The sequence below is a fragment of the Streptomyces sp. NBC_01267 genome, from assembly GCF_036241575.1.
Classification (GTDB): domain Bacteria; phylum Actinomycetota; class Actinomycetes; order Streptomycetales; family Streptomycetaceae; genus Streptomyces.
In genome coordinates this window covers 6,374,339-6,396,753 of record NZ_CP108455.1, presented here as the reverse complement: position 1 = coordinate 6,396,753, position 22,415 = coordinate 6,374,339, and the positions used below count along the sequence as shown (strand labels likewise).

The window sequence follows — 22,415 nt, the reverse complement described above, 5'->3', positions numbered from 1 at the left end:
TAATATTAACCATGCAACACTCAGATTCATGGACAACCTCCCGTACGCCGTTCAGACCACGTTTCCGCTTCTCTTCATGCTGGTACCCGCCCTCGGAGCGCTGCTGAGCTGCCGTCGCCGCGGTCCGGGCCGGTCGGCGGCGGAGATCTGGCAGCGCTGGTGGTCGGTCGGCGCCCTTGGCGTCGGAAGCCTGTGGATCACGATCTCGTTCCTGGCGATCCCGAAGGGCATGGCCGACACCATCGGCTTCGCCACCTCGCCGTTCCAGTTCGAGATCGCCTTCGCCAACCTCGGCCTCGCCGTGCTGGGCTTCCGCGGCGCGTCCGCATCGCCCCGCGAGCGACTCACGAGCGGGTTGGCCGCCGCCGCGTTCCTGTGGGGAGCCACGATCGGCCACGTCTACCAATGGTTCGCCAACGGCGACCACGCCGCCGGAAACACGGGTGGCATCCTGGCCAACGACGTCCTCATTCCCGCCGTCTTGATCGCCCTGGCCGCCCGGGACATCCGCCGCGCCGGCCCGGCCGCCTGACCACGGCGGCCCACCCGCCCGGCAGCGGAGCCCCGACGATGCGAACGGCCGGCTTCGATCGGCCAATGTTCCTCCCGGGACCGGGGCTTGAGACCGCATCCCGGCCGTCTCCGCGCGGGGTCGTCGGCCTGATTGACTGGTCGCATGAACAGGGACTTAGGCGCACCCCGGCCCGACCAGGCGGCGTACATGCTGCGCATGGCCGGAACGGGGCGTACGTACAAGGAGCAGCTGCTCGCCCTCCTCGATGTCCGGGCCGGCCAGACCGCGCTGGATGTCGGATGCGGGCCCGGCGCCGACCTCGGCGACTTCTCCCGGCTGGTCGGTGCGGGCGGCAGGGTGATCGGGGTCGACCGCGACCCGGCCATGGTGGCCGAAGCGCGGCGCCGGGCGAGCGGGCCGGCGCCCGTCGAGATCCGGGAGGGTGACGCACATGCGCTGCCGGTGGAGCCGGGGAGCGTGGACCGGGCCAGGATCGACCGCGTACTGATGCATGTCGACGATCCGGCCGCCGCGCTCGGCGCGTTGCACCGCGCGGTCCGTCCGGGCGGGCTCGTGGGGCTCGCCGAGCCCGACTGGGACACCCTGGTCGTCGACGCGGACGACCTCGAAACCGGTCGGGCCTTCACCCGCTTCACCACCACGGTCGCCGTCCGCAACGCCACGATCGGGCGCCGTCTCGCCCGCCTCGCCGAGGAAGCCGGGTTCACGGTGCTGACCGTGCTGGCCAACACCCCGGTCCTGCGGGACCCGGAAGTCGCCGACTACGCCCTGGGGCTCGGCCGCAACACCCGGAAGGCCATCGACGCCGGCCACATCGACGAGGAACGCGGCACGCGCTGGTTCGAGTCGCTGAGCCAGGGGCCTTTCCTCGCCTCCTGCACGGTGTTCACGGTGATCTGTTCGCGCGGCGTCACTCCAATGGCCGACCCCGATGAAGCGTCATCTCATATCTGAGATAGCGTTCCCGTATGGCAGACGACTACCTCGTACGCATCGGCAAGCTCATCCGTGACGCCCGTCAGCACCGGGGCTGGACACAGACTCAGCTTGCCGATGCGCTCTCCACCAGCCAGAGTGCTGTGAACCGCATCGAACGCGGTAACCAGAACATCAGCCTTGAGATGATCGCCCGTATCGGCGAGGCACTTGACAGTGAGATCGTCTCGCTGGGCTATGCCGGGCCGATGCATCTGCGCGTGGTCGGCGGACGCCGGCTCTCCGGCTCGATCGACGTCAAGACGAGCAAGAACGCCTGTGTGGCGCTGCTTTGCGCGTCGCTGCTCAACAAGGGACGCACGGTGCTGCGGCGGGTGGCGCGCATCGAAGAGGTGTTCCGGCTCCTGGAGGTGCTCAACTCCATCGGGGTGCGCACCCGTTGGATCAACGAGGGCAAGGACCTGGAGATCGTTCCCGGCGCCGAGCTGGACATGGCGGCGATCGACGCGACGGCTGCCCGCCGTACCCGCTCGATCATCATGTTCCTCGGCCCGCTGCTGCACCGCCTGGACAGCTTCAAGCTGCCGTACGCCGGAGGCTGCGACCTCGGTACGCGCACGATCGAGCCCCATATGATCGCGCTGCGCCGCTTCGGGCTGGACATCACTGCGACCGAGGGGCTCTACCACGCCCGGGTGGAGCGGGGAGCGACCCCCGACCGTCCGATCGTGCTGACCGAGCGCGGGGACACGGTCACCGAGAACGCGCTGCTCGCGGCTGCCCGCAGCGGCGGGGTGACGGTGATCCGCAACGCGTCCTCCAACTACATGGTCCAGGACCTGTGTTTCTTCCTGGAGGCCCTGGGCGTGGAGGTCGAGGGCATCGGCACCACGACGCTGACGGTGCACGGAATGCCGCACATCGACGTGGACGTCGACTACTCCCCCTCCGAGGACCCGGTCGAGGCGATGAGCCTGCTGGCCGCCGCCGTGGTCACGGAGTCGGAGCTGACGATCCGCCGGGTGCCCGTCGAGTTCATGGAGATCGAGCTCGCGGTACTGGAGGAGATGGGCCTCGACCACGACCGCAGTGGCGAGTACCCGGCGGACAACGGCCGGACGCGGCTGGTGGACCTCACGGTGCGCCCGTCCAAGCTGGAAGCTCCGATCGACAAGATCCACCCGATGCCCTTCCCCGGGTTGAACATCGACAACGTGCCGTTCTTCGCGGCCATCGCGGCGGTCGCCCAGGGCCAGACCCTGATCCACGACTGGGTCTACGACAACCGCGCCATCTATCTGACCGACCTCAACCGGCTGGGCGGCAGGCTGCAACTCCTCGACCCGCACCGGGTGCTGGTCGAGGGCCCGACCCGCTGGCGGGCGGCCGAGATGATGTGCCCGCCCGCACTGCGTCCCGCGGTGGTGGTGCTGCTGGCGATGATGGCCGCCGAGGGCACGTCGGTGCTGCGCAATGTGTACGTGATCAACCGCGGGTACGAGGAGCTGGCCGAGCGGCTCAACTCCGTCGGGGCGCAGATCGAGACGTTCAGGGACATCTGACCCACCCGTCCCCCAACAGGGCAGCACCCACCGCATCCTGAACCGTGCCGGGCCGGTCGCACCTCGCGACCGGCCCGGCACAGTCATGTCCGGCCTCGGCCCTCGCGGATTCCTCCCGCGACGCCCGGACCCCATCGCGGACAATCGACCCGAAGAATTCCCAACCATGATCAATCGGGCACGTCCGGCAAATAGCCAACACCCCGCATGACCCCAAATGGGCCCCTTGCTGAATTTCCGTCAGATGCCAGATTGATAACGCTTCCCCAGGAACGGCACCCCGTTCCGTGGTGCTAAGATCATCGCACTTGCCTGGCTGTCCCAAACCAGCTATGGCAAATTAATCGCGCAGCGCGTCGGCCCAGAATTCCGCCACCCCGGGGGGAACTATGCCATCAGCCGGGCCTTTCAAGGCAGTCGGGCAGGAGTACGCGCGCGACCGATCCCGTATGTCTGAGGCCACGAGCGAACTCGACCGCACCCCCGAGACATTCAGCACCCGGCGGCCCAGCCACCCGAAGAGAGCCTTATGACTCAGTACTTCCAGGATCCAGCACTCTGGGCTTTGATAGCTGGCACTCCTGTCGCCGCAACCGCGATCGTTCGCGGCAGAAAGTCGCTTTCCCAGATGCGACAGGAAAAGCAGGAACTCCGAACTCACTATGCCGCTCTGGAAGACCATTACGCGGAGTCCGTCGAGGAGGCGAAGGAGCGGGCCGAAGAAGCCACCAAGACCGCTCTGAAATCCGCCATGCGGACGCTCCAGGGCCTCGCGAGTGAGCAGCAGCTCGCCATTTCCAAGCTTCAGGGGAAATACGGCGAGTTGCAGATCCTGCAGGACCTGCTCGACATCGACCACATGAACTCGCAGTTCGCGCGACGGGCCCAGTCCATCGCCGTTCTCTGCGACGGCTGGCTCGGCCGCCAGCGTACGGATGCGTCGCTCTACGACGTGGTCCGCAGTGCCAAGGGCCGTATCCGGCACTTCACGCGTGTCGAGATCCGGACCCAGAGCCATTTCGCGATCGTCAGCCGGGCCGTCGAGCCCGTCGCGCTCACACTCGCGGAACTGCTCGACAACGCCACGAGTTACTCGGCGCCGGAAACGATGATCGAGATCAACATCCGCCCGGTACCCAAGGGCGTCTGCATCATCGTCGACGATGCCGGTGTCGGTATGAACGAGGAAGAGAAGAGCCGTGCGGCCAAGCTTCTCTCCAGCGAACGTTCCCCCGGCGTCTCGGGGCTGGGCAACCCGCCGCAGTTCGGATTCACCGTGATCGGTGTGCTCGCCGCCCGGTACGGATTCAGCGTGTCCGTGGACACCACCTCGCCGTACGGCGGTGTGCGTGCGGTCGTGCTGCTTCCCGATGAGCTCCTCACGGCCATGCCGGAGCCCGCCCCCCAGCCCGAGGCAAAGGAGATTCCCACCGTGGCCGCGTCTTCCCCGATGCCGCCCGAAGAGGATTCGGCGGCTCGCTCGACCACGTTCGGCGGCCTGCCGAAGCGCAGCCGAAGGGGTGCGATATCCATCGTGCCGACAGCCGACAGCGAGGAAACCCCGGTCCGCTCCACCGAGCAGATCGCATCCGTGATGGGGGCGTTCCAGCGAGGGACGCAATCCGGACGCCGTTCCACCAGTGCACGCAGCGAAGGGCATGAGACTCAGTGAATTACGACCTTTCATGGATGCTTGACAGTGCCCTGGAAGTCCCCGAGGCGCGGCACGCGATTCTCGTCTCCGCGGACGGACTGCTCATGGCCCGCTCGAAGGACGTCGGCAAGGACCACGGCGACACCGTCGCCGCCGCGATGAGCGGCATGCAGTCCTTGAGCCGTACGGTGGCCGACTTCTGCGGCGGCCCCCCGAGCAACCGGCCGCAGTGGCGTCAGACGCTGGTCGAGTTCGAGCACGGCTGGGTCTTCCTGATCTCTGCCGGCGAAGGCGCCTACCTCGCCGTCTCGGCTTCCCCCGAGGTCGACATGGCGGAGATAACCTTCCGGATGCAGCAGCTCGTCGGCCAGCTCGGCAAGGCGCTCACCAGTCCCCCGCGCGAGATTGCCGACACCCGCGCATGACGACGCCAGTGGATCCGGAACAGGGACCGGAAGCCCCGCAATTAGTGCGGCCGTACGTCATCACCAACGGGCGCAGCCTGCTGGACGACCACGAGCTGTCCTTGATCACGCTGGTCACGGTGGCCGAGGACAGTCCCCGGAGCGATCACCTCGACCCGGAGAAGCGCCGTCTCGTCGAGCTGTGCTCGGGCGGCTATCTCGCGGTCGCCGAGATCGCCGGACACAGCCAGCTGCCCGTGGGAATCATCAGAATCCTGCTCGCCGACCTCACGGAGGCGGGATATCTCTACACACGCAAACCCATCCCACGTGCGGAGCGGGTCGAACGCCACATACTCGAGGAGGTGCTGAATGGCCTACAAGCCCGTTTCGGATGACGGTGTCTATCTGCGCGATTCAGTGCGGACCGCGGCGAAGATCCTTGTGGTCGGCCATTTCGCCGTGGGAAAGACAACGTTCATCGGGACCATGTCGGAGATCCCACCGCTGCGGACCGAAGAAGTAATGACGCGGGCCGGCGAGGAGATCGACGACCTCAAGGGCACGCGCGGTAAGACCACGACGACCGTGGCCATGGACTTCGGCCGCCTCACGCTCAGCGAGAACCTGGTCCTCTATCTCTTCGGGACACCCGGTCAGCAGCGCTTCGTCCAGGTGTGGGAAGACATGTCCCGGGGCGCGCTCGGGGCATTGGTGCTGGTCGACCCCGAGCGCCTGGAGGAGTCGTTCCCGGTGATGGACCTGGTCGAGCAGTACGGAATTCCGTACACCATCGCCGTCAACCGTTTCGACCTCAAGCCGAATCACGAGGATGCGGAGATCCGGGAGGCGCTCGACCTGCTGCCCGAGACCCCGCTCGTGAATTGTGATGCGCGCGATCAGCGCTCGTCGGCGAATGCCCTGATCGTTCTCGTCCGCTATCTTCAGTCGCGCCTTTCCTAGGAGTTCGGCATGCAGTACCATTCGGAAGCTCAGGCACCGCCGCCTGGCTGCCCGGCACACAACAGCGGAAAAAGCGTCCCCTTGCACGGGTCCGAATTCGCTGCCGCTCCCGACGCCTTCTACGAGCACATGCGGGCGTACGGCACAGCCGCTCCGGTCGAGCTGTCCCCCGGTGTGGAGGCCTCGCTGGTCACGGACTACGCTTCGGCGCTCCATGTCCTGCAGAACCCCGACGTGTTCGCCCGGGACTCGCGTCGCTGGCGGGCCCTGAACGAGGGTCAGGTGCCGCTGGACAGCCCGGTCCTGCCGATGATGGCGTACCGGCCGAACTGTCTGTTCACCGACGGCACCGAGCACTTGAGGCTGCGTCAGGCGGTGACGGACTCGCTGTCCCGGATCGACACGCACCGGGTGAGCCGGCACGTGGACCGCGTCGCGCGGTACCTCATCGCACAGTTCAGTACGCGTGGCCGGGCCGATCTGATCGCCGAGTACGCCCAGTTGGTTCCGCTGCTGGTCTTCAACGACCTCTTCGGCTGCCCCGCGGAGATCGGCGACCGGCTGGTCTACGGGATCTCCTGCCTCTTCGACGGGGTGGACGTCGAGAAGGCCAACGAGATCCTGACGGAGTCCCTGTTCGAACTGGTCGCGCTGAAGCGTGCCCAGCCGGGTGAGGACATCACCTCCTGGCTGATGCAGCACGAGGCGGGGCTGTCGGACGAGGAGATGATCCACCAGCTGGTCATGCTCATCGGGGCCGGCACCGAACCCACCCAGAACATCATCGCCAATGCGCTGCGGCTGCTGCTGTCCGACGACAAGTACTCCGGCGGTCACCACTCGGCGGGTCTGCTGGTCGAGGACGCCATCAACGACGTGCTCTGGAACGGACCGCCGATAGCCAACTACGCGGCGCACTACCCGCTGTACGACGTCGACCTCTCGGGAACCACCCTGCGGGCCGGCGAGCCCGTCCTGATCAGCTTCGCGGCAGCGAACAGCGATCCGGCTCTCGCCATGAGCCGTCAGTCGCTCAGCAAGGGAGCCCATCTCGCCTGGGGCGCGGGCGTGCACGCCTGCCCGGCGAAGGACCCGGCGCTGCTGATCTCCGTGCTGGCGATCGAGAAGCTGCTCAACACCCTGCCGGACATCGATCTGGCCGTGCCCGCCGACAATCTCACCTGGCGGCCGGGCCCGTTCCACCGGGCACTCAACACCCTGCCCGCCCGTTTTACCCCGGAACGGAAAGAAAGGGGTCTGTCCGCGTCTTACGCGCCGGGCAACCGGGCCCCTGGAATCGCTCCCGCCCAAAACCCCCCGAAGAAGCCGGAGAAGGGTAGCTGGTGGAGTGGATTCCTGAGCTGGCGCAAGGTGTGACATCCACAACACCTTCAGTGACTTTACCGTCGCATGAACGTTCAAGCGTACGGGTAGACAGGGTTGGCAAATCTTATGTGTCTCTTGAAACAAGGAGTCGCTGTGGAGCTTTCTCTGGCTACCCCGCCTGTTGACAGGCGCGCTGTTGTTTCCCTGTTCTCGCGTATCCGAACTTCAGCAGGACAGGCGAATCCGTTCCCTTTTTACACAGACCTCAGGGCGATGGGTGATGTCTTCCCAGCCCCCTGGGGCGGCTATCTCGTCACCCCTTACCACCTGTGTGACCAGGTACTGAGGGACAGGTCCTGGACCGTTCCGGGCAGCGAGTGGCGGACTCGGCAGGAGGACGCCACTCGCTGGAGCGCGCCCGCTTCTCTTCAAATGGGCGACACGCTCCCCATGCTTAATCCGCCCGATCACACGCGAATGCGGCGGTCTATGGGAAATATGTTCGACCGAAAATCCCTGGAGATCATGCGGGAATCGGTCGACCGAATAACCGAGCGATTGCTCGATCAACTCACTGATGAATTGAAGGACGGTGACGCAGATTTCTGCGCGCTTGTCAGTGAGGAATTGCCGGTCATGGTGATAGGGGAATGGCTCGGCCTGCCGCCGACCGATTTCCCTCTTATGCGTTCGCTCACGCACGACCAGGTATTCACCCAGGAATTGTTCCCGTCCCGGAGTCAGCTCGCGCTCTCCGATGCCGCGACCAGCCGTTTGCGGGAGTATTTCACCGCCCTGGTCCAGGAACGCCGCAAGAACCCCGGGGACGATCCCGTCTCGACCTGGATCCGCACCTGGGACGAGCTGGAACCCGACCGCGCAGCCGCCGACGAGGCCGTCTACTCCCTCGCGCTCTTCGTGGTCCTGGCAGGTCTGGAAACCACCTCCCACCTGCTCTCCACCATGGTCTGGCTGCTCCTTGAGCACCCCCGCCAGCTGGACTGGCTGCGCACGCACCCCCAGCACCTGCCCGGCGCGATCGACGAAGTGCTGCGCTACGACCCGCCGATCCACATGATCAGCCGGATCGCCCCCGAGGACACCTGTCTCGGCGATGTACTCATTCGCAAGGACGAGATGGTGCAGCTGATGGTGGGCACCGCCCACCATGATCCGGAAAAGCACGATGCCCCTGATCTGTTCAACATCCACCGCAAGGCGTCGCACCTCAGCTTCGGCGGCGGAATTCACTACTGCATGGGTGCGCCACTCGCCCGGCTCGAAGCCACCTCGTTGCTGACCGGACTGCTGAATCGGCTTCCGGATCTTCAGGTCAGCGGCACCCCCGTCTGGTCGCCGCGCGTCGCTTTCCGCCGACTCAGCGAACTGCGGGTCGTCCGTTCATGACGTCGTAGGACCCCTCTTCCCCCCACAGGACTTGGAATGCCTCGTCGCGCCCACCGGCCGCGCATATGCCATGGGCCAATGAATCCAGTGAACAAGGAAAAGAAACCAGCATCGTGGAAGACTTCAAGACCCTGCGTGTCACGCACGAGGGCCCCGTACTGAATGTGGAGCTGAGCAGCCCCGAGACGGGCAACGCGATCTCCGGACTCGTCCTCGACGAACTCCTCGCCGTACTCGACGCGTTGCACGACGACCCGAGCATCCGGGTTCTGGTCCTCTCCGGTGCCGGGGACGACTTCTGCCTGGGCGGCGAACGCAAGGAATTCGCGACGCTGCTCGCCACTGATCCCGGCGGGGCGGGTCTGCACGCCCTCGGCAACAAGGCCCGCCGGGTCTGCGACGCTCTCGCGACGGCCAACGCCGTGACCATCGCCCGGCTGCACGGCGGGGTGATCGGTGCCGGCATCGGGCTCGCGGTCTTCTGCGACCTGCGGGTGGGGGCGGACAGCTGCCGGTTCCGGATGCCCGAGCTGGCGCTCGGAGTGCCGCCGGCCTGGGGTGGCGTCCTGCCGCGGCTGCTGAGCGAGGCGGGCGCGGCCCGGGTCCGGGAACTGATCCTGACCGCGGACAACTTCGACGCCGCGAAGGCGGTCGAGCTGTCCATCCTCCACAAGGCGGTCCCCGAGAGCGAGCTGGACGCCACCGTCACCCGGTGGATCAAACCGCTGGTCCGCCGCTCCCCCGCAGCCCTGCGCAGCGCGAAGGTCATGCTCAACGCGTACGCGGGTGCCAGCAGGCTGGCCGACGCCTCGTTCTTCGACGCGGAGCTGCTGACGTCGTCGGTGGCCGCGCGGCTCCGCTGAGCCACGGGCCGGGCGCCCGACCGTGCCGGGGTGTACGGCCGGGCGCCCGGTGTCAGCCGGTGGTGGCGATGCCGGTGGTGGCGATGAATTCCCGCAGAGCGGCGGTCAGTTGCTCCGGCTGGTCCTCGGCGATCAGCGTGCAACTGTCCTCGATCTCCAGCAGCCTTCCCTGCGGCAGCAGTTCGGCGAGCCGTCGCCCGTGGGCCCGGGGCATCATCCGGTCCTCGACCGCCCAGACGACCAGGGCGGGCTTGTCGAACGTCCGCAGCCCCTCGGCGGCTTCGAGCAGTTCCGTCTTCCGCACGCCCAGGTTGTAGCGCCGGAAGTCCGCGCGGATGGCCTTGTCGGTGAGCAGCGGGCGGAGCCAGCCGTCCACGATCTCGTCGGGGACGGGCCGTTTGGTGAGTGCTCCGAGGCCGACGGGGAGTCGGCGCATCGGCTTGACCGCGAGCGTACGGGCGAGGAGGGAAATACCTCCCGGCACCCGGCAGGCCCACCCGATCAGCTTGCCCGGGACGCCCGGCGGGTAGTTGTCGAAGGCTTCGCAGGAGGTCAGGACCAGCCGGGCGAGCCGTTCGGGGTGTCGCGCGGCGACGCTCTGGGCCCGGCCGCAGTCGTTCTCCACCAGGGTCACGTCCCGCAGGTCCAGCCGGTCGAGGAACTCCACGACGAGTTCGGCCACCGAGTCGGGGGTGAGCGGGACGTCGGGGCGCATCGGGATGCGGTGGGAGCCGTACGGCAGGGTCGGCGCGAGCACCCGGTGGCCGGGGCGCAGGCCGGCGATCACCTTGCGCCAGACGGTGGAGTCGTGGACGAGTCCGTGGAGCAGGACGACGACGGGTCCGGGGCCGCCGGTGTCCTCGTAGCTGACGGTGCCTGCGGTGAGCTCGATATCGGGCATGTCAGGACAGTACGGCGACGCCGTCGATCTCCACCACCGTGTGCTCGTCCCAGAGCCGCGTGGCGCCGATCACCGCCATGGCCGGGTAGTCGCGCCCGGCCAACTCGCGCCAGATACGGCCCAGTTCGGCGGAGTGGGTCCGGTAGTCGGCGATGTCGGTGGCGTACACGGTGACCCGAGCCAGGTCCGCGGGGGCGCCGCCGGCCGCGCGCAGGGCGGTGAGGAGATTCGACAGGGCCAGCCGGAACTGGGCCGGGAGGGTGGCACCGGTGACCTTGCCGTCGCCGTCCAGCGCGGTCTGTCCCGCCAGGAAGACCAGCCGGGTCCCGGTGGCGGCGACGGCGTGCGAGAAGCCGGTGGGCGGCGAGAGCTGCGGCGGGTTGACGCGGTCGAGACTCATCCGTACAGCTCCTTGGCGATGATGGTGCGCTGGACCTCGGTGGCACCTTCGTAGATCCGTGGGGCACGGACCTCGCGGTAGAGGTGTTCGAGGAGGTGGCCGCGCTGGAGGGCGCGGGCGCCGTGCAGTTGGACGGCGGTGTCCACGACGTACTGGGCGGTCTCGGTGGCGAAGAGCTTGGCCATCGCGGAGTGCCTGGCGATGCCGGGGGCGCCGGTGTCGTACGCGGAGGCCGCCGCGTACACCAGCAGCCGGGCCGCTTCGGTACGGGTGGCCATCTCGGCGACCTGGTGGGCGACCGCCTGGAGGTCCTTCAGCGGGCCGCCGAACGCGGAGCGCCGGGAGGTGTGGTCGCGGGTCGCGTCCAGCGCCGCCCGTGCCATGCCGACGGCGAAGGCGCCGACGCTGGGACGGAAGAGGTTCAGGGTGTTCATGGCGACCCGGAAGCCCCGGTCGGGCTCGCCCAGGACGTCCGCGGGCCCGACCGGGACGTCGGCGAAGTCCAGGGCGCCGATCGGGTGCGGGGACAGCATGTCCAGTGCGGTGCCCGTCAGTCCGGGCCGGTCGGCGGGTACCAGGAACGCGGTGACTCCACGGGCCCCGGCGCCCTCGGTCGTGCGGGCGAAGACCGTGTAGAAGTCGGCCTCCGGGGCGTTGGAGATCCAGCACTTCTCCCCGGACAGCCGCCACCCCCCGCCGTCGGGCACGGCCTTCAGCGCGAGGGCCGCCGCATCCGATCCCGCGCCGGGCTCGCTCAGCGCGAAAGCGGCGACGGCGCGGCCCGCGATCACCTCGGGGAGCAGCCTCGCGCGCTGCCGCTCGGTGCCCGCCTGGACGAGCGGATACGTCCCCAGCCCCTGGAGGGCGAGGGCGGTCTCCGCCTCGGTGCAGCCGTACGCCAGGGACTCCCGCAGCAGGCAGAGGTCCAGCGCCCCGGCACTGAACAGCCGCTCCAGCAGGCCGAGTTCACCGAGGGCGGCGATCAGGGGGCGGTTGACCCGGCCCGGCTCGCCCGCCGCGGCGAGCGGCGCGAACCGCTCCGCCGCGAGTGTGCGCAGCTCGGCGCACCACGTCTGCTGATCCTGGTCCAGCGCGAATGCGCCCATCGACGATCCCCTCTATCGTGAACCGTTGACTGTCGTCACACAAACGATACGCTCCATGGGCGACCAGGGAGGCGATCCCGTCATGGAGCTGAAGACCTCAGCGCACGTCGACACCTTTCCCCGCGAACAGCTGCCGCCCGCCGATCAGTGGCCGGAGCTGCTCCTCGACTCTCCGGAGCTGTCCGACCCGCCCTGCCCGGACCGGCTCAACTGCGCCACGGAACTGCTCGACCGGACCATCGAGCGCTTCGGCGCCGACCGCCCCGTCTTCCGCACCGGGGACGGCGAGCTGTGGACGTACGGGGAACTCCAGGCCGAGGTCGGGCGTATCGCGCATGTCCTCACCTCGGACCTCGGGGTCGTGCCGGGCAACCGGGTGCTGCTGCGCGGACCCACCACGCCGCGTCTCGCCGCCTGCTGGCTCGCGGTGCTGAAGGCGGGCGCGGTGGCGGTGACGGTGCTGGCCACCCAGCGGGCGCACGAGCTGGCCACGATGTGCGACATCGCCCGCATCAGCCATGCGCTGTGCGACATCCGGTCCGTGGGCGATCTGGAGAAGGCGGAGGTTCCGGGGCTGCGGATCACCACGTACGGCGGTGACGGCCCGGAGGATCTGCTGCGGCTGGCCGCCACCAGACCGGCGGTGTATCCGGCCGTCGAGACCTCGTCGGACGATGTCGCGCTGATCGCGTTCACCTCGGGAACGACGGGGCGGCCCAAGGGCTGTATGCACTTCCACCGTGACGTCCTGGCCGTCGCGGACACGTTCTCCCGGCACGTCCTGGAACCCCGCCCCGACGACGTCTTCGCGGGCAGCCCGCCGCTCGGCTTCACCTTCGGCCTGGGCGGTCTGGTGATCTTCCCGATGCGGGCGGGGGCTTCGGCACTGCTGCTCGAACAGTCCGGCCCCCGGCAGCTGCTGCCCGCGCTCGCCGAGCACCGGGTGTCGGTGCTGTTCACCGCGCCGACCGCGTACCGCACGATGCTGGACCGGCTGGGACCTGCCGGGGACGCGTACGACATCTCCGCCCTGCGGCGCTGTGTCTCGGCCGGTGAGAACCTTCCCGCGGCGACCTGGCGCGCCTGGCACGAACGGACCGGGCTGCGGATCATCAACGGCATCGGCGCGACGGAGCTGTTGCACATCTTCGTCTCGGCTGCGGACGAGGCGATCCGTCCGGGGACCACGGGGGTGGCGGTTCCCGGCTGGCAGGCCCGGGTGGTGGACCGGTCGGGGCGGCCGGTCGCCGACGGTGAGCCGGGGCTGCTCGCGGTCCGCGGCCCGGTGGGCTGCCGCTATCTCTCCGACGAGCGGCAGTCGGAGTACGTCAGGGACGGCTGGAACCTGACCGGCGACACCTATGTGCGGGATCCGGACGGCTACTTCCGCTACGTGGCCCGCGCCGACGACATGATCATTTCTGCCGGGTACAACATCGCGGGCCCCGAGGTCGAGGACGCGCTGCTGCGGCATCCCGACGTCCTGGAGGCGGCGGTGGTCGGGCGGCCGGACGCACGGCGGGGACAGGTGGTGGTGGCGTACGCGGTGCTGCGGGACGGCGCGGTACGGGACGCCGGGGCGCTGCGCGAGTTCGTGAAGTCCGAGCTGGCTCCGCACAAGTGCCCCCGGGAGGTGGTGTTCCTGGACGCGCTGCCACGGACCGCGACGGGGAAACTCCAGAGGTTCCGGCTGCGGGAGTGACGCGGGGCTCCCCTCCGCGGCCCCGGAAATCGCGTGCCCCGCATGCCCGGCATCCTCCACCATGTGGCCCATGGCCTGGACCTTCACGCACGACCTCGACGCCTTCCTGACCATCGCGGCACCCTCGGCCTCCGACCGGCCTGCCGAAAACACCCTTGTGCTCAGCATCACCGCCGCTCTGCACCGCCACGGCCCGCACTTCTACGGCGACGAACCGCCGCTCTTCGGCTGGTGGCGATCCCCCGACGACGTGGTGGACGGCACCGTGGTGTGGACTCCACCGCATGCCGTACAGGTCGGGGCGGTCCCCGACGAGGCCGTCGCGCCGCTCGCCGAGGCGTTCGGGGAGCTGGGGGTGTTCGGCGAGCTGGGGGTGACGGCCGTCAATGCGATGCGGTCCGTCGCCGATGCGCTCACCTCGGGCTGGCCGGACCGGGTCACCACCGGCGAGCAACGGCTGTACCGGCTGGCGGAGTTGATCCTGCCGTCGCCCGCCCCGCCGGGCCGGGCCCGTGTCGCCACGGCCGGTGACCGGGGACTGTTGGTCGAGTGGTACCGCGCCTTCGGCCGGGAAACCGGTCAGCCGGTGGACCGGGTGGAGAGCACGGTGGACGACCGGCTCTCGTACGGCGGGCTGACCCTCTGGGAGTCCGGGGGCGTCCCCGTGTCGCTGGCCGGGGCGACCCGCCCCGGCGCGGGCACGGTCCGGGTCGCCCCCGTGTACACCCCGCCGGAGCTGCGCGGTCGCGGCTACGGGGCAGCGGTCACCGCGCACCTCAGCGGCGCGGCCCGGGACGCAGGCGCGGGTGAGGTGCTGCTCTTCACCGATCTGGCCAACCCGACCAGCAACGGCCTGTATCAGCGCATCGGTTACCGGCCGGTGGCCGACCGTGTCGTCGTCGCCAGGGCGCTCAGCCGAGTCTGAGCCGCGGCTTCGGGTCGTCCGTCCTGCCCGTCCGTGGGGCGCGGCTGCCCGCCCGGTACGGGAGGGGCCAGGGCGCGCCGGGGCCCGCGTAGCCCTGTTCCGCGGCGGCGTGCAGTGTCCACTGCGGGTCGTAGAGGTGGGGGCGGGCCAGCGCACACAGGTCCGTACGGCCCGCCAGGAGCAGGGAGTTGACGTCGTCCCAGGAGGAGATCGCGCCCACCGCGACGACCGGGACGCCGAGTTCGTTGCGGATGCGGTCGGCGTACGGCGTCTGGTACGAGCGGCCGAACGCGGGCTGCTCGTCGGGGACGACCTGGCCCGTCGAGACGTCGATCGCGTCCGCGCCGTGGGCGGCGAAGGCACGGGCGATGGCCACCGCCTCGTCGGGTGTCGTCCCGCCGGGGGCCCAGTCGGCGGCGGAGACGCGGACGGTCATCGGCCGGTCGGACGGCCAGACGTCCCGTACCGCGTCGAAGACCTCCAGCGGGAAGCGCAGCCGGTCCTGGAGCGGGCCTCCGTAGGCGTCGGTGCGCCGGTTGGTGAGCGGGGAGAGGAAGCCGGAGAGCAAGTAGCCGTGGGCGCAGTGCAGTTCGAGCAGGTCGAAACCGCACTCCGCGGCGCGGCGGGCCGACGCGGTGAACTGCTCGCGGATCCGGGCGAGCCCGGCCCGGTCCAGCTGCGCGGGGACCTGGCTGACGCCCGGCCGGTACGGGAGCGGGGACGCGGCCGACAGCGGCCAGTTGCCGCCGTCCGGGAGAGGCTCGTCCATGCCGTCCCACATCAGCCGGGTGGAACCCTTGCGGCCCGAGTGGCCGAGCTGGATCCCGATGGCCGTGCCGGGTGATTGGTCGTGGACGAATGCGGTGATCCGCTGCCAGGCCGTGGCCTGTTCGGCGGTGTAGAGGCCGGTGCAGCCGGGGGTGATCCGGCCCTCCGGACTCACGCACACCATCTCGGTCATGACCAGTGCGGCCCCGCCGAGCGCGCGGGCGCCGAGGTGGACGAGGTGGAAGTCGCCTGCATTGCCATCCACGGCGGAGTACATGTCCATGGGCGAGACGACGACGCGGTTGCGCAGTTCGAGAGCGCGCAGCCGCAGCGGGGTGAACATCGGGGGTGTGCCGTCGGGGCAGCCGAAGTCCCGCTCGACGGCGTCCGTGAACGCGGCGTCGCGCAGCCGCAGGTTGTCGTGGGTGACCCGCCGGCTGCGGGTCAGGAGGTTGAAGGCGAACTGGCGCGGCGGCTGGCCGAGATACATCTCCAGCTGCTCGAACCACTCCAGGCTGGCGCGGGCCGCGCGCTGGGTGGAGGCCACCACGGGGCGGCGTTCGCTCTCGTACGCGGTGAGGGCGGCCGGGAGGTCGGGCTGCTCCTCGATACTGGCGGCCAGTGCGAGCGCGTCCTCGACGGCGAGTTTGGTGCCGGAGCCGATGGAGAAGTGCGCGGTGTGGGCGGCGTCGCCGATGAGGACGGTGTTCCCGTGCGACCAGCGGTCGTTGACGACGGTACGGAAGGCCGTCCAGGAGGAGTTGTTGCCGGTGAGCGGGCGTCCGCCGAGCGCCTCGGTGAAGATCGCGGCGCAGCGTTCGGTGGACTCCCGCTCGTCGCAGGAGTCGAGCCCGGCGGCCCGCCAGACCTCCTCGCGCATCTCGACGATGACGGTGGAGGCGTCCGGCCCGTACGGGTAGCCGTGCAGCTGCATCACACCGTGCTCGGTCTCGGCGATCTCGAAGCGGAAGGCGTCGAAGGCGAACGGCGCGGAGAGCCAGATGTAGCGGCAGCGGTGCGTGGTGACACGGGGGGCGAAGACGTCGGCGTACGCCTGGCGGGTGGCGCTGTGCACACCGTCGGCGGCCACCACCAGGTCGTACCCGGCGGCCAGTTCGGCGGGGGGCGGCGCCTCTTCCCGGAAGCGGATGTCCACGCCCAGGGAGCGGCAGCGCCGGTGCAGGATCTCCAGCAGTCGGCGCCTGCCGAGCGCCGCGAAGCCGTGGCCGCCGGAGGTCAGTGTGGTGCCGCGGTGGACGATGTCGATGTCGTCCCACCGCACGAACGCGTCCTGGAGCGCCCGGTGGACGACCGGGTCGGCGTGTGCGATGCCGCCGAGGGTCTCGTCGGAGAGGACGACGCCGAAGCCGAAGGTGTCGTCGGGGGCGTTGCGCTCCCAGACGGTGACCGAGCGGGCCGGGTCGAGCCGTTTGAGCAGCGTGGCGGCGTAGAGGCCGCCGGGACCGCCGCCGACGACCGCGACCCGCAGCGGCTGGGCGGCCGGTCGTTTCTGCGGCTGCGGCTGCGGCTGCGGCTGCGGGGCCACCGTTACCTGCCCTGCCATTTCGGGGGCCGCTTCTCGGTGAACGCGGCGTGGAATTCGGCGTAGTCCTCGCCGTTCATGAGCAGCGCCTGGGTGGCGGCGTCCAGCTCGACGGCGGCGGCGAGCGGCATGTCCAGCTCGGCCGTGAGCAGCGCCTTGGTCTGCGCGTACGCCAGCGCCGGCCCCTCGGCGAGGCGGCGGGCCAGCGCGGCGGCCCGTTCGTCGGCCCGGCCCTCCTCCGCCAGCTCGCTGATCAGTCCGATCCGCTCGGCCTCGGGAGCGCGGACGGGCTCCCCCAGCATCAGTAGCCGGGTGGCGTGCCCGAGGCCGACGACGCGTGGCAGCAGGTAGGCCGCGCCCATGTCGCCGCCGGACAGGCCGACCCGGGTGAAGAGGAAGGCGAAGCGGGCGGACGGGTCGGCCACCCGGAAGTCGGCGGCCAGCGCGAGGACCGCGCCGGCGCCCGCCGCGACCCCGTGCACGGCGGCGATCACCGGGAAAGGACACTCGCGCAGCGCCCGTACGACCTGTCCCGTCATCCGGTTGAAGTCCAGCAGCTGGGCGGTGTCCATGGCCAGGGTCGCGCCGATGATCTCGTCGACATCGCCGCCGGAACAGAAGCCGCGGCCTTCGCCTGCGAGGACGAGCGCCCGTACGGATCGCTCACGGGACAGTTCGGCGAGCAGGTCACGCAGATCGGCGTAGCCGCCGAAGGTGAGGGCGTTGAGTTTCTCCGGTCGCGCGAGAGTGACGGTAGCCACCCCGTCCTGCCTGGTCAGGCGCAGATGGCGCCACTTCTCCACACGGGGGGCTGAGCCGGAAAAGGGGCTCATGAGGGCGGCCTCCTTCGGTCGGTGGGCCCGTCCGGAGGCCGGGCGGAGACCCGGTGGAAGGGCTACCTGTTCGCACAAATTATCACTCCCCCGTGACTACCGTCACGAGTACGCGATAAACAAGATGGAGGCGACCCTGGCAGAAGGTCCCGCCGAAATGTGACGCAGGTCCCATTTCCTCCCGGCTGCTTCCTCTACTCGCCACGCCTCTCGGTTCGTATCGTTTAAACCAGGACGACCCCTCCCACACCGAACGGAACATCAGCCGTGCCGGACATCTCGCACCCCGCCTCGTGGCGCATCGCGCTGCCGCACACCGCGGCAGCCGCGCCCATAGCGCGGGCGCTGATCCGTACGGTGTTCGCGGACATCGAGGGCGAGGAGGCGGCGGACAGCGACACGGTCGAACTCCTCACCACCGAGCTGGTCGCCAACGCCGTGGAACACACCGACGGCAGCGAACCCATCGAGCTGGTCGTCGAGATCCTGCGCGCGGGCTGCCAGGTCGAGGTCCACGACCGCGATCCGGTACCGCCGGGCGAACTCACCCGGACGCCGCCGGTCGCGCCGCCGGACCCCTGGCAGGAACACGGCCGCGGTCTGCTGCTCATCCGTACGCTCAGCTCGTCCTACGGCCACCGGCCCACCGAGCACGGCAAGGCCGTCTGGTTCACGCTGCCGGCCGCCCCGCGGAACTGAGATCGCCCGGCAGCCGCGAGTTGCGGCGCCCGTAAGCGGCGTACACCGCGGCCCCCACCACCAGGAACACCGCGAACTGCACCCAGGTCCGCCAGCCGGTCCCGTACATCAGGTAGACGCAGAAGCCGACACCCAGCAGCGGGCTCACGGGGAACAGCGGCACCCGGAAGGTGCGCGGGAGCGCGGGGTGGCTGCGGCGCAGCGCGATCACGGCGATGTTCACCGCGACCATGGTCGCCAGCGCCCCGATGGTCGTCAGGTTCACCACGACGTCCAGCGAGGAGAAGGCCGCCGGGATCGCGACGACGGTCGCGACGATCCAGGTGTTGGCGATGGGTGTCGAGGTCTTCGCGGAGACCCGCTCGAAGACTCCCGGCACCAGCCCGTCGCGGGACATCGCCATCAGGATGCGGGTCTGGCCGTACATGACCGCGAGCACCACCGACGCGATGGCGACGACCGCGCCGAACGCCACGATTCCGCCGCCGACCGCCGATCCGGTGACCTGGTCGACGATCAGGGAGAGCGCGGCGGGCCGGTCGGCGACGGCGGGTGCGCCGAAGGCCCCGATGGCGGCGAGGGCGACCGCGCAGTACAGCACGGTGACGATGCCGATGCACACCATGATCGCGACCGGGATGTTGCGCCGGGGATTCCTGACCTCCTCACCGGCCGTGGTGATCGCGTCGAAGCCGATGTACGAGAAGAAGGCGATCGAGGCACCGGACGTGATGCCGCCGACGCCGTGGGAGGCGAACGGCACGAGGTGGCCGTGCCGGAACGCGGTGAAGGCGATGGCGCAGAAGACCAGCAGGATGCCGATCTTCAGCACGGCCATCGCGGCCGTCGCACCGGCGCTCTCCCGGATGCCGCGCACCAGCAGCAGGGCCGCGAGCGCGATCACCACCACGGCGGGAAGGTTGATCACCCCACCGTCGCCGGGGCCCTTGGAGAGCACGGCGGGCAACTGATGGCCGATGACACTGTTCAGCAGTTCGTTGAGGTACTGGCTCCAGCCGACGGCGACCGCGCTCACCGAGATGCCGTACTCCAGCAGCAGGCACCAGCCGACGAGGAAGGCGGTGCGCTCGCCGAGTGTGGCGTACGCGAAGGAGTACGAGCTGCCCGACACCGGAATGGCGCCGCCGAGTTCGGCGAAGGAGAACGCCGTGAAGACACAGGTGATCGCGGCGAGCGCGAAGGAGACGATGACGGCGGGGCCCGCTTTCGCCACGGTGTCCGACAGGCCGACGAAGATGCCGGTCCCCACGATGGCGCCGACGCCGAAGCACACCAGCTGGAAGAGGCCCATGCTGCGCCGGAGGCCGTGCCCCTCCAGGTCCGCGCCGGATTCGGCGATGAGCATTTCGGGGGGCTTGATTCGCAGTCCTGACGGACCCATGGATGCGGTTCTTTCTCTGGACTTTCCTACGGCGGACGTACACACGGCGGTCCGCACACGACGGACGGCACACAGCGAAGTGGGGTTCGGGCGTGCGAGCCCGAACCCCACCAATACGCGCCACAATATCTGCCGAACCGTACATTCACCCCATTGGGGGCATGTGCCTTCTTACTGCCGCTCACTGCCCGCGAGCGTGGCGACCATGACCGCCTTGATGGTGTGCATCCGGTTCTCGGCCTCGTCGAACACGACCGAGTGCGCGGACTCGAAGACCTCGTCGGTGACTTCCAGCTCGGTCAGCCCGTACTGCTCGTGGATCTCGCGGCCGACCTTGGTGCCGAGGTCGTGGAAGGCGGGCAGGCAGTGCAGGAACTTCACCTGCGGGTTGCCGGTGGCGCGCAGCACGTCCATCGTCACGGCGTACGGGGCCAGCGCGGCGATGCGCTCCGCCCAGATCTCCTTCGGCTCCCCCATCGAGACCCAGACGTCGGTGACGACGAAGTCGCACCCCTGGACGCCCTCGTCGATGTCCTCGGTGAGGGTGACGGTCCCGCCACTGGTTTCGGCCAGCTCGCGGGCCCGCGTCACGACGTCCTCGGCGGGCCAGTAGGCGCGGGGGGCGACGATCCGCACGTCCAGGCCCAGCAGCGCGCCGGTGACCAGGTAGGAGTTGCCCATGTTGAAGCGGGCGTCACCGAGGTAGGCGAAGGCGATCTGCTCCAGTGGCTTGTCGCTGTGCTCGGTCATGGTGAGCACGTCGGCGAGCATCTGGGTCGGGTGCCAGTCGTCGGTGAGCCCGTTGTAGACGGGGACCCCGGCGTACGCGGCGAGCTCCTCGACATGGGGCTGACTGTCCCCGCGGTACTCGATGGCGTCGAACATCCGGCCGAGGACCCGCGCGGTGTCCTTGAACGACTCCTTGTGCCCGATCTGCGAGCCGGAGGGGTCGAGGTACGTCGTCGACGCACCCTGGTCGGCCGCCGCGACCTCGAAGGCGCAGCGCGTCCTGGTCGAGGTCTTCTCGAAGATCAGGGCGACATTCCTGCCGCGCAGCCGCTGCACTTCGGTGCCTGTCTTCTTGGCGGCCTTGAGCTCGGCGGCCAGCTCGATCAGACTGCGGAATTCCTCCGCGGTGAAGTCCAGTTCCTTGAGGAAATGGCGGCCTGCGAGGTCTATCGCCATGGTGGCTGCTCCTGGGGCGCGAGTAGGGGACAGTGGAAGTCTATGCGTTCGAACGCATCACTATACGGCATCCCGTACGACCGGACAGCTCATGCACCGCGGCCCGCCCCGGCCCCGCCCCAGCTCGCTGCCCGGGATCTCGATGACTTCGATCCCCTGTTTGCGCAGATGGGAATTGGTGGTGAAGTTCCGCTCGTACGCGACGACCACCCCCGGCTCGACGGCGAGGACGTTGCAGCCGTCGTCCCACTGCTCGCGCTCCGCCGCGTGGACGTCCTGGGTCGCGGTCAGCACCCGGATACCGCTCAGCCCGAGGGCCGCCGCGATGGCACGGTGCATCTGCTCCGGCGGATGGTCGGTGACTTTCAGGTCGCGCTCGGTGTCGCCCGGCTCGATCGTGTACGAGCGGAGCATGCCGAGCCCCGCGTACTGCGTGAAGGTGTCCGCGTCGACCATGGTCATCACCGTGTCCAGGTGCATGAACGCCCGCCGCTTGGGCATGTCGAGGGCCACGATCGTCGTCGCCGAACCGGCCGCGAAGAGGCCGCGGGCCAGCATCTCCACCGCCTGCGGGGTGGTGCGCTCGCTCATTCCGATCAGGACGGCGCCGTTGCCGATGACCAGGACGTCGCCGCCCTCGATCGTCGAGGGGTAGTCGACCTGCCCCTGCGACCAGTGGTGGAAGGCACCGGACCCGGTGAACAGCGGGTGGTGGCGGTAGATCGCCTCGAAGTGGACGGTCTCCCGCTGTCTCGCCGGCCAGCGCATCGCGTTGATGGAGACGCCGTCGTAGATCCACGCGGACGTGTCGCGGGTGAAGAGGTGGTTGGGCAGCGGGTCGAGCAGGAAGTCGTCCAGGTCCATGACGTGGAAGCGGACGGAGACCGGTTCCACGTGGCGCTCCAGGAACTCCCGCTTGGTCATCCCGCCGACCAGGGCCTCGACGAGTTCCCCGGCGGGCAGCTCGTCGAAGGCCGCCCGCAGATGGCCGGTGGCGAGCGGGCCGTACTCCTTCTCGTCGAAGACCCGGTCCAGGACGAGGGTGCGGGCCTCGGGCACCTCCAACGACTCGCGCAGCAGGTCACCGAAGAGGTGCACCTCGATGCCCCGGTCGCGGAGCACGGCGGCGAAACCGTCGTGCTCCTGGCGGGCCCGGCGCACCCACAGCACGTCGTCGAAGAGCAGTGCGTCCTTGTTGGTGGGCGTGAGCCGCTTCAGCTCCAGATCGGGCCGGTGGAGGATGACGCGGCGCAGCGGCCCGGTCTCGGAGTCGACATGGAATCCCATGCCCCCATCCTGTC

The 22,415-nt window shown here is 69.2% G+C and carries 21 protein-coding genes; 13 read left to right on the top strand and 8 right to left on the bottom strand.

Annotated features, from left to right (window positions below; genetic code table 11):
• The first annotated feature begins 28 nt into the window (after positions 1-28).
• From OG709_RS28705 to OG709_RS28660, 10 genes are all read left to right on the top strand, one after another.
• A complete protein-coding gene (locus tag OG709_RS28705) occupies positions 29-532 on the top strand; it encodes a DUF6790 family protein (protein ID WP_326693800.1) in 504 nt (167 codons plus the stop codon).
• 144 nt (positions 533-676) lie between these two features.
• Positions 677-1,489 carry a methyltransferase domain-containing protein gene (locus OG709_RS28700; RefSeq protein WP_266640230.1) on the top strand — a complete coding sequence of 271 codons (813 nt, stop codon included), beginning with the start codon at positions 677-679 and terminating at the stop codon, positions 1,487-1,489.
• Positions 1,490-1,503: 14 nt separating this feature from the next.
• Entirely contained in the window at positions 1,504-3,033 is a 1,530-nt protein-coding gene (locus OG709_RS28695) for a helix-turn-helix domain-containing protein (RefSeq protein ID WP_250305687.1), read from the top strand.
• Between the two features lie 529 nt (positions 3,034-3,562).
• Positions 3,563-4,705 carry an ATP-binding protein gene (locus tag OG709_RS28690; RefSeq protein WP_250305688.1) on the top strand — a complete coding sequence of 381 codons (1,143 nt, stop codon included), beginning with the start codon at positions 3,563-3,565 and terminating at the stop codon, positions 4,703-4,705.
• Positions 4,702-5,112, top strand: a complete 411-nt coding sequence (locus tag OG709_RS28685) for a roadblock/LC7 domain-containing protein (RefSeq protein ID WP_250305689.1) — start codon at positions 4,702-4,704, stop codon at positions 5,110-5,112. Before OG709_RS28690 ends, OG709_RS28685 begins: the two co-directional genes overlap by 4 nt.
• Complete coding sequence (locus OG709_RS28680; RefSeq protein WP_250305690.1) at positions 5,109-5,489, top strand: DUF742 domain-containing protein; 381 nt, start codon at positions 5,109-5,111, stop codon at positions 5,487-5,489. The genes OG709_RS28685 and OG709_RS28680 overlap by 4 nt, the downstream gene beginning before the upstream one ends.
• Positions 5,464-6,054 carry a GTP-binding protein gene (locus OG709_RS28675; protein WP_250305691.1) on the top strand — a complete coding sequence of 197 codons (591 nt, stop codon included), beginning with the start codon at positions 5,464-5,466 and terminating at the stop codon, positions 6,052-6,054. The genes OG709_RS28680 and OG709_RS28675 overlap by 26 nt, the downstream gene beginning before the upstream one ends.
• Positions 6,055-6,063: 9 nt before the next feature.
• Entirely contained in the window at positions 6,064-7,431 is a 1,368-nt protein-coding gene (locus OG709_RS28670; RefSeq protein WP_250305692.1) for a cytochrome P450, read from the top strand.
• Between the two features lie 447 nt (positions 7,432-7,878).
• On the top strand, positions 7,879-8,787 hold the full coding sequence (locus tag OG709_RS28665; protein ID WP_329168103.1) for a cytochrome P450: 909 nt from the start codon (positions 7,879-7,881) through the stop codon (positions 8,785-8,787).
• Between the two features lie 110 nt (positions 8,788-8,897).
• A complete protein-coding gene (locus OG709_RS28660) occupies positions 8,898-9,650 on the top strand; it encodes an enoyl-CoA hydratase/isomerase family protein (protein ID WP_250305744.1) in 753 nt (250 codons plus the stop codon).
• Between the two features lie 52 nt (positions 9,651-9,702).
• On the opposite strand, the gene OG709_RS28655 is transcribed toward OG709_RS28660, so the two are convergent.
• From OG709_RS28655 to OG709_RS28645, 3 genes are read right to left on the bottom strand one after another with little or no spacing between them, the layout of a single operon-like run.
• Positions 9,703-10,551 (bottom strand): alpha/beta fold hydrolase, encoded by an 849-nt coding sequence (locus OG709_RS28655; RefSeq protein WP_329168101.1) that lies wholly within the window; start codon positions 10,549-10,551, stop codon positions 9,703-9,705.
• A gap of 1 nt (position 10,552) precedes the next feature.
• Positions 10,553-10,951, bottom strand: a complete 399-nt coding sequence (locus tag OG709_RS28650; RefSeq protein ID WP_266640284.1) for a RidA family protein — start codon at positions 10,949-10,951, stop codon at positions 10,553-10,555.
• Complete coding sequence (locus OG709_RS28645) at positions 10,948-12,057, bottom strand: acyl-CoA dehydrogenase family protein (RefSeq protein WP_266640285.1); 1,110 nt, start codon at positions 12,055-12,057, stop codon at positions 10,948-10,950. The genes OG709_RS28650 and OG709_RS28645 overlap by 4 nt, the downstream gene beginning before the upstream one ends.
• Before the next feature lie 82 nt (positions 12,058-12,139).
• Between OG709_RS28645 and OG709_RS28640 the strand changes: the two genes are divergently transcribed.
• Together OG709_RS28640 and OG709_RS28635 are read left to right on the top strand one after the other, a co-directional pair.
• Positions 12,140-13,759: an AMP-binding protein gene (locus OG709_RS28640; RefSeq protein WP_329169225.1), complete on the top strand. Its 1,620-nt coding sequence runs from the start codon at positions 12,140-12,142 to the stop codon at positions 13,757-13,759.
• Positions 13,760-13,829: 70 nt separating this feature from the next.
• The gene (locus OG709_RS28635; RefSeq protein WP_250305698.1) at positions 13,830-14,684 is read left to right on the top strand and encodes a GNAT family N-acetyltransferase; all 855 of its coding nucleotides are present in this window, start codon (positions 13,830-13,832) and stop codon (positions 14,682-14,684) included.
• On the opposite strand, the gene OG709_RS28630 is transcribed toward OG709_RS28635, so the two are convergent.
• Together OG709_RS28630 and OG709_RS28625 are read right to left on the bottom strand one after the other, a co-directional pair.
• On the bottom strand, positions 14,671-17,016 hold the full coding sequence (locus tag OG709_RS28630) for a bifunctional salicylyl-CoA 5-hydroxylase/oxidoreductase (protein ID WP_329168098.1): 2,346 nt from the start codon (positions 17,014-17,016) through the stop codon (positions 14,671-14,673). The two genes, OG709_RS28635 and OG709_RS28630, sit on opposite strands and share 14 nt — an antisense overlap.
• The gene (locus OG709_RS28625) at positions 17,001-17,828 is read right to left on the bottom strand and encodes an enoyl-CoA hydratase family protein (protein ID WP_266640288.1); all 828 of its coding nucleotides are present in this window, start codon (positions 17,826-17,828) and stop codon (positions 17,001-17,003) included. Before OG709_RS28625 ends, OG709_RS28630 begins: the two co-directional genes overlap by 16 nt.
• Before the next feature lie 267 nt (positions 17,829-18,095).
• On the opposite strand from OG709_RS28625, the gene OG709_RS28620 reads away from it, so the two are divergent.
• A complete protein-coding gene (locus OG709_RS28620) occupies positions 18,096-18,527 on the top strand; it encodes an ATP-binding protein (protein WP_250305701.1) in 432 nt (143 codons plus the stop codon).
• On the opposite strand, the gene OG709_RS28615 is transcribed toward OG709_RS28620, so the two are convergent.
• The 3 genes from OG709_RS28615 to OG709_RS28605 all read right to left on the bottom strand — a co-directional run bounded on the left by OG709_RS28615 (position 18,499) and on the right by OG709_RS28605 (position 22,401).
• Positions 18,499-19,929 carry an amino acid permease gene (locus OG709_RS28615; protein ID WP_266640289.1) on the bottom strand — a complete coding sequence of 477 codons (1,431 nt, stop codon included), beginning with the start codon at positions 19,927-19,929 and terminating at the stop codon, positions 18,499-18,501. The two genes, OG709_RS28620 and OG709_RS28615, sit on opposite strands and share 29 nt — an antisense overlap.
• Positions 19,930-20,100: 171 nt before the next feature.
• Complete coding sequence (argF, locus tag OG709_RS28610) at positions 20,101-21,114, bottom strand: ornithine carbamoyltransferase (RefSeq protein WP_250305703.1); 1,014 nt, start codon at positions 21,112-21,114, stop codon at positions 20,101-20,103.
• A gap of 60 nt (positions 21,115-21,174) precedes the next feature.
• Complete coding sequence (locus OG709_RS28605; RefSeq protein ID WP_250305704.1) at positions 21,175-22,401, bottom strand: arginine deiminase; 1,227 nt, start codon at positions 22,399-22,401, stop codon at positions 21,175-21,177.
• Positions 22,402-22,415 lie beyond the last annotated feature (14 nt).

What these genes read in the sequence shown, in the direction of transcription:
- OG709_RS28705 (WP_326693800.1), top strand. Translation starts at nt 29, where the DNA reads ATGGACAACCTCCCGTACGCCGTTCAGACCACGTTTCCGCTTCTCTTC.
- OG709_RS28700 (WP_266640230.1), top strand. Translation starts at nt 677, where the DNA reads ATGAACAGGGACTTAGGCGCACCCCGGCCCGACCAGGCGGCGTACATG.
- OG709_RS28695 (WP_250305687.1), top strand. Translation starts at nt 1,504, where the DNA reads ATGGCAGACGACTACCTCGTACGCATCGGCAAGCTCATCCGTGACGCC.
- OG709_RS28690 (WP_250305688.1), top strand. Translation starts at nt 3,563, where the DNA reads ATGACTCAGTACTTCCAGGATCCAGCACTCTGGGCTTTGATAGCTGGC.
- OG709_RS28680 (WP_250305690.1), top strand. Translation starts at nt 5,109, where the DNA reads ATGACGACGCCAGTGGATCCGGAACAGGGACCGGAAGCCCCGCAATTA.
- OG709_RS28675 (WP_250305691.1), top strand. Translation starts at nt 5,464, where the DNA reads ATGGCCTACAAGCCCGTTTCGGATGACGGTGTCTATCTGCGCGATTCA.
- OG709_RS28670 (WP_250305692.1), top strand. Translation starts at nt 6,064, where the DNA reads ATGCAGTACCATTCGGAAGCTCAGGCACCGCCGCCTGGCTGCCCGGCA.
- OG709_RS28665 (WP_329168103.1), top strand. Translation starts at nt 7,879, where the DNA reads ATGTTCGACCGAAAATCCCTGGAGATCATGCGGGAATCGGTCGACCGA.
- OG709_RS28655 (WP_329168101.1), bottom strand. Translation starts at nt 10,551, where the DNA reads ATGCCCGATATCGAGCTCACCGCAGGCACCGTCAGCTACGAGGACACC.
- OG709_RS28650 (WP_266640284.1), bottom strand. Translation starts at nt 10,951, where the DNA reads ATGAGTCTCGACCGCGTCAACCCGCCGCAGCTCTCGCCGCCCACCGGC.
- OG709_RS28645 (WP_266640285.1), bottom strand. Translation starts at nt 12,057, where the DNA reads ATGGGCGCATTCGCGCTGGACCAGGATCAGCAGACGTGGTGCGCCGAG.
- OG709_RS28640 (WP_329169225.1), top strand. Translation starts at nt 12,140, where the DNA reads ATGGAGCTGAAGACCTCAGCGCACGTCGACACCTTTCCCCGCGAACAG.
- OG709_RS28635 (WP_250305698.1), top strand. Translation starts at nt 13,830, where the DNA reads ATGGCCTGGACCTTCACGCACGACCTCGACGCCTTCCTGACCATCGCG.
- OG709_RS28630 (WP_329168098.1), bottom strand. Translation starts at nt 17,016, where the DNA reads ATGGCAGGGCAGGTAACGGTGGCCCCGCAGCCGCAGCCGCAGCCGCAG.
- OG709_RS28625 (WP_266640288.1), bottom strand. Translation starts at nt 17,828, where the DNA reads ATGAGCCCCTTTTCCGGCTCAGCCCCCCGTGTGGAGAAGTGGCGCCAT.
- OG709_RS28615 (WP_266640289.1), bottom strand. Translation starts at nt 19,929, where the DNA reads ATGGGTCCGTCAGGACTGCGAATCAAGCCCCCCGAAATGCTCATCGCC.
- argF (WP_250305703.1), bottom strand. Translation starts at nt 21,114, where the DNA reads ATGGCGATAGACCTCGCAGGCCGCCATTTCCTCAAGGAACTGGACTTC.
- OG709_RS28605 (WP_250305704.1), bottom strand. Translation starts at nt 22,401, where the DNA reads ATGGGATTCCATGTCGACTCCGAGACCGGGCCGCTGCGCCGCGTCATC.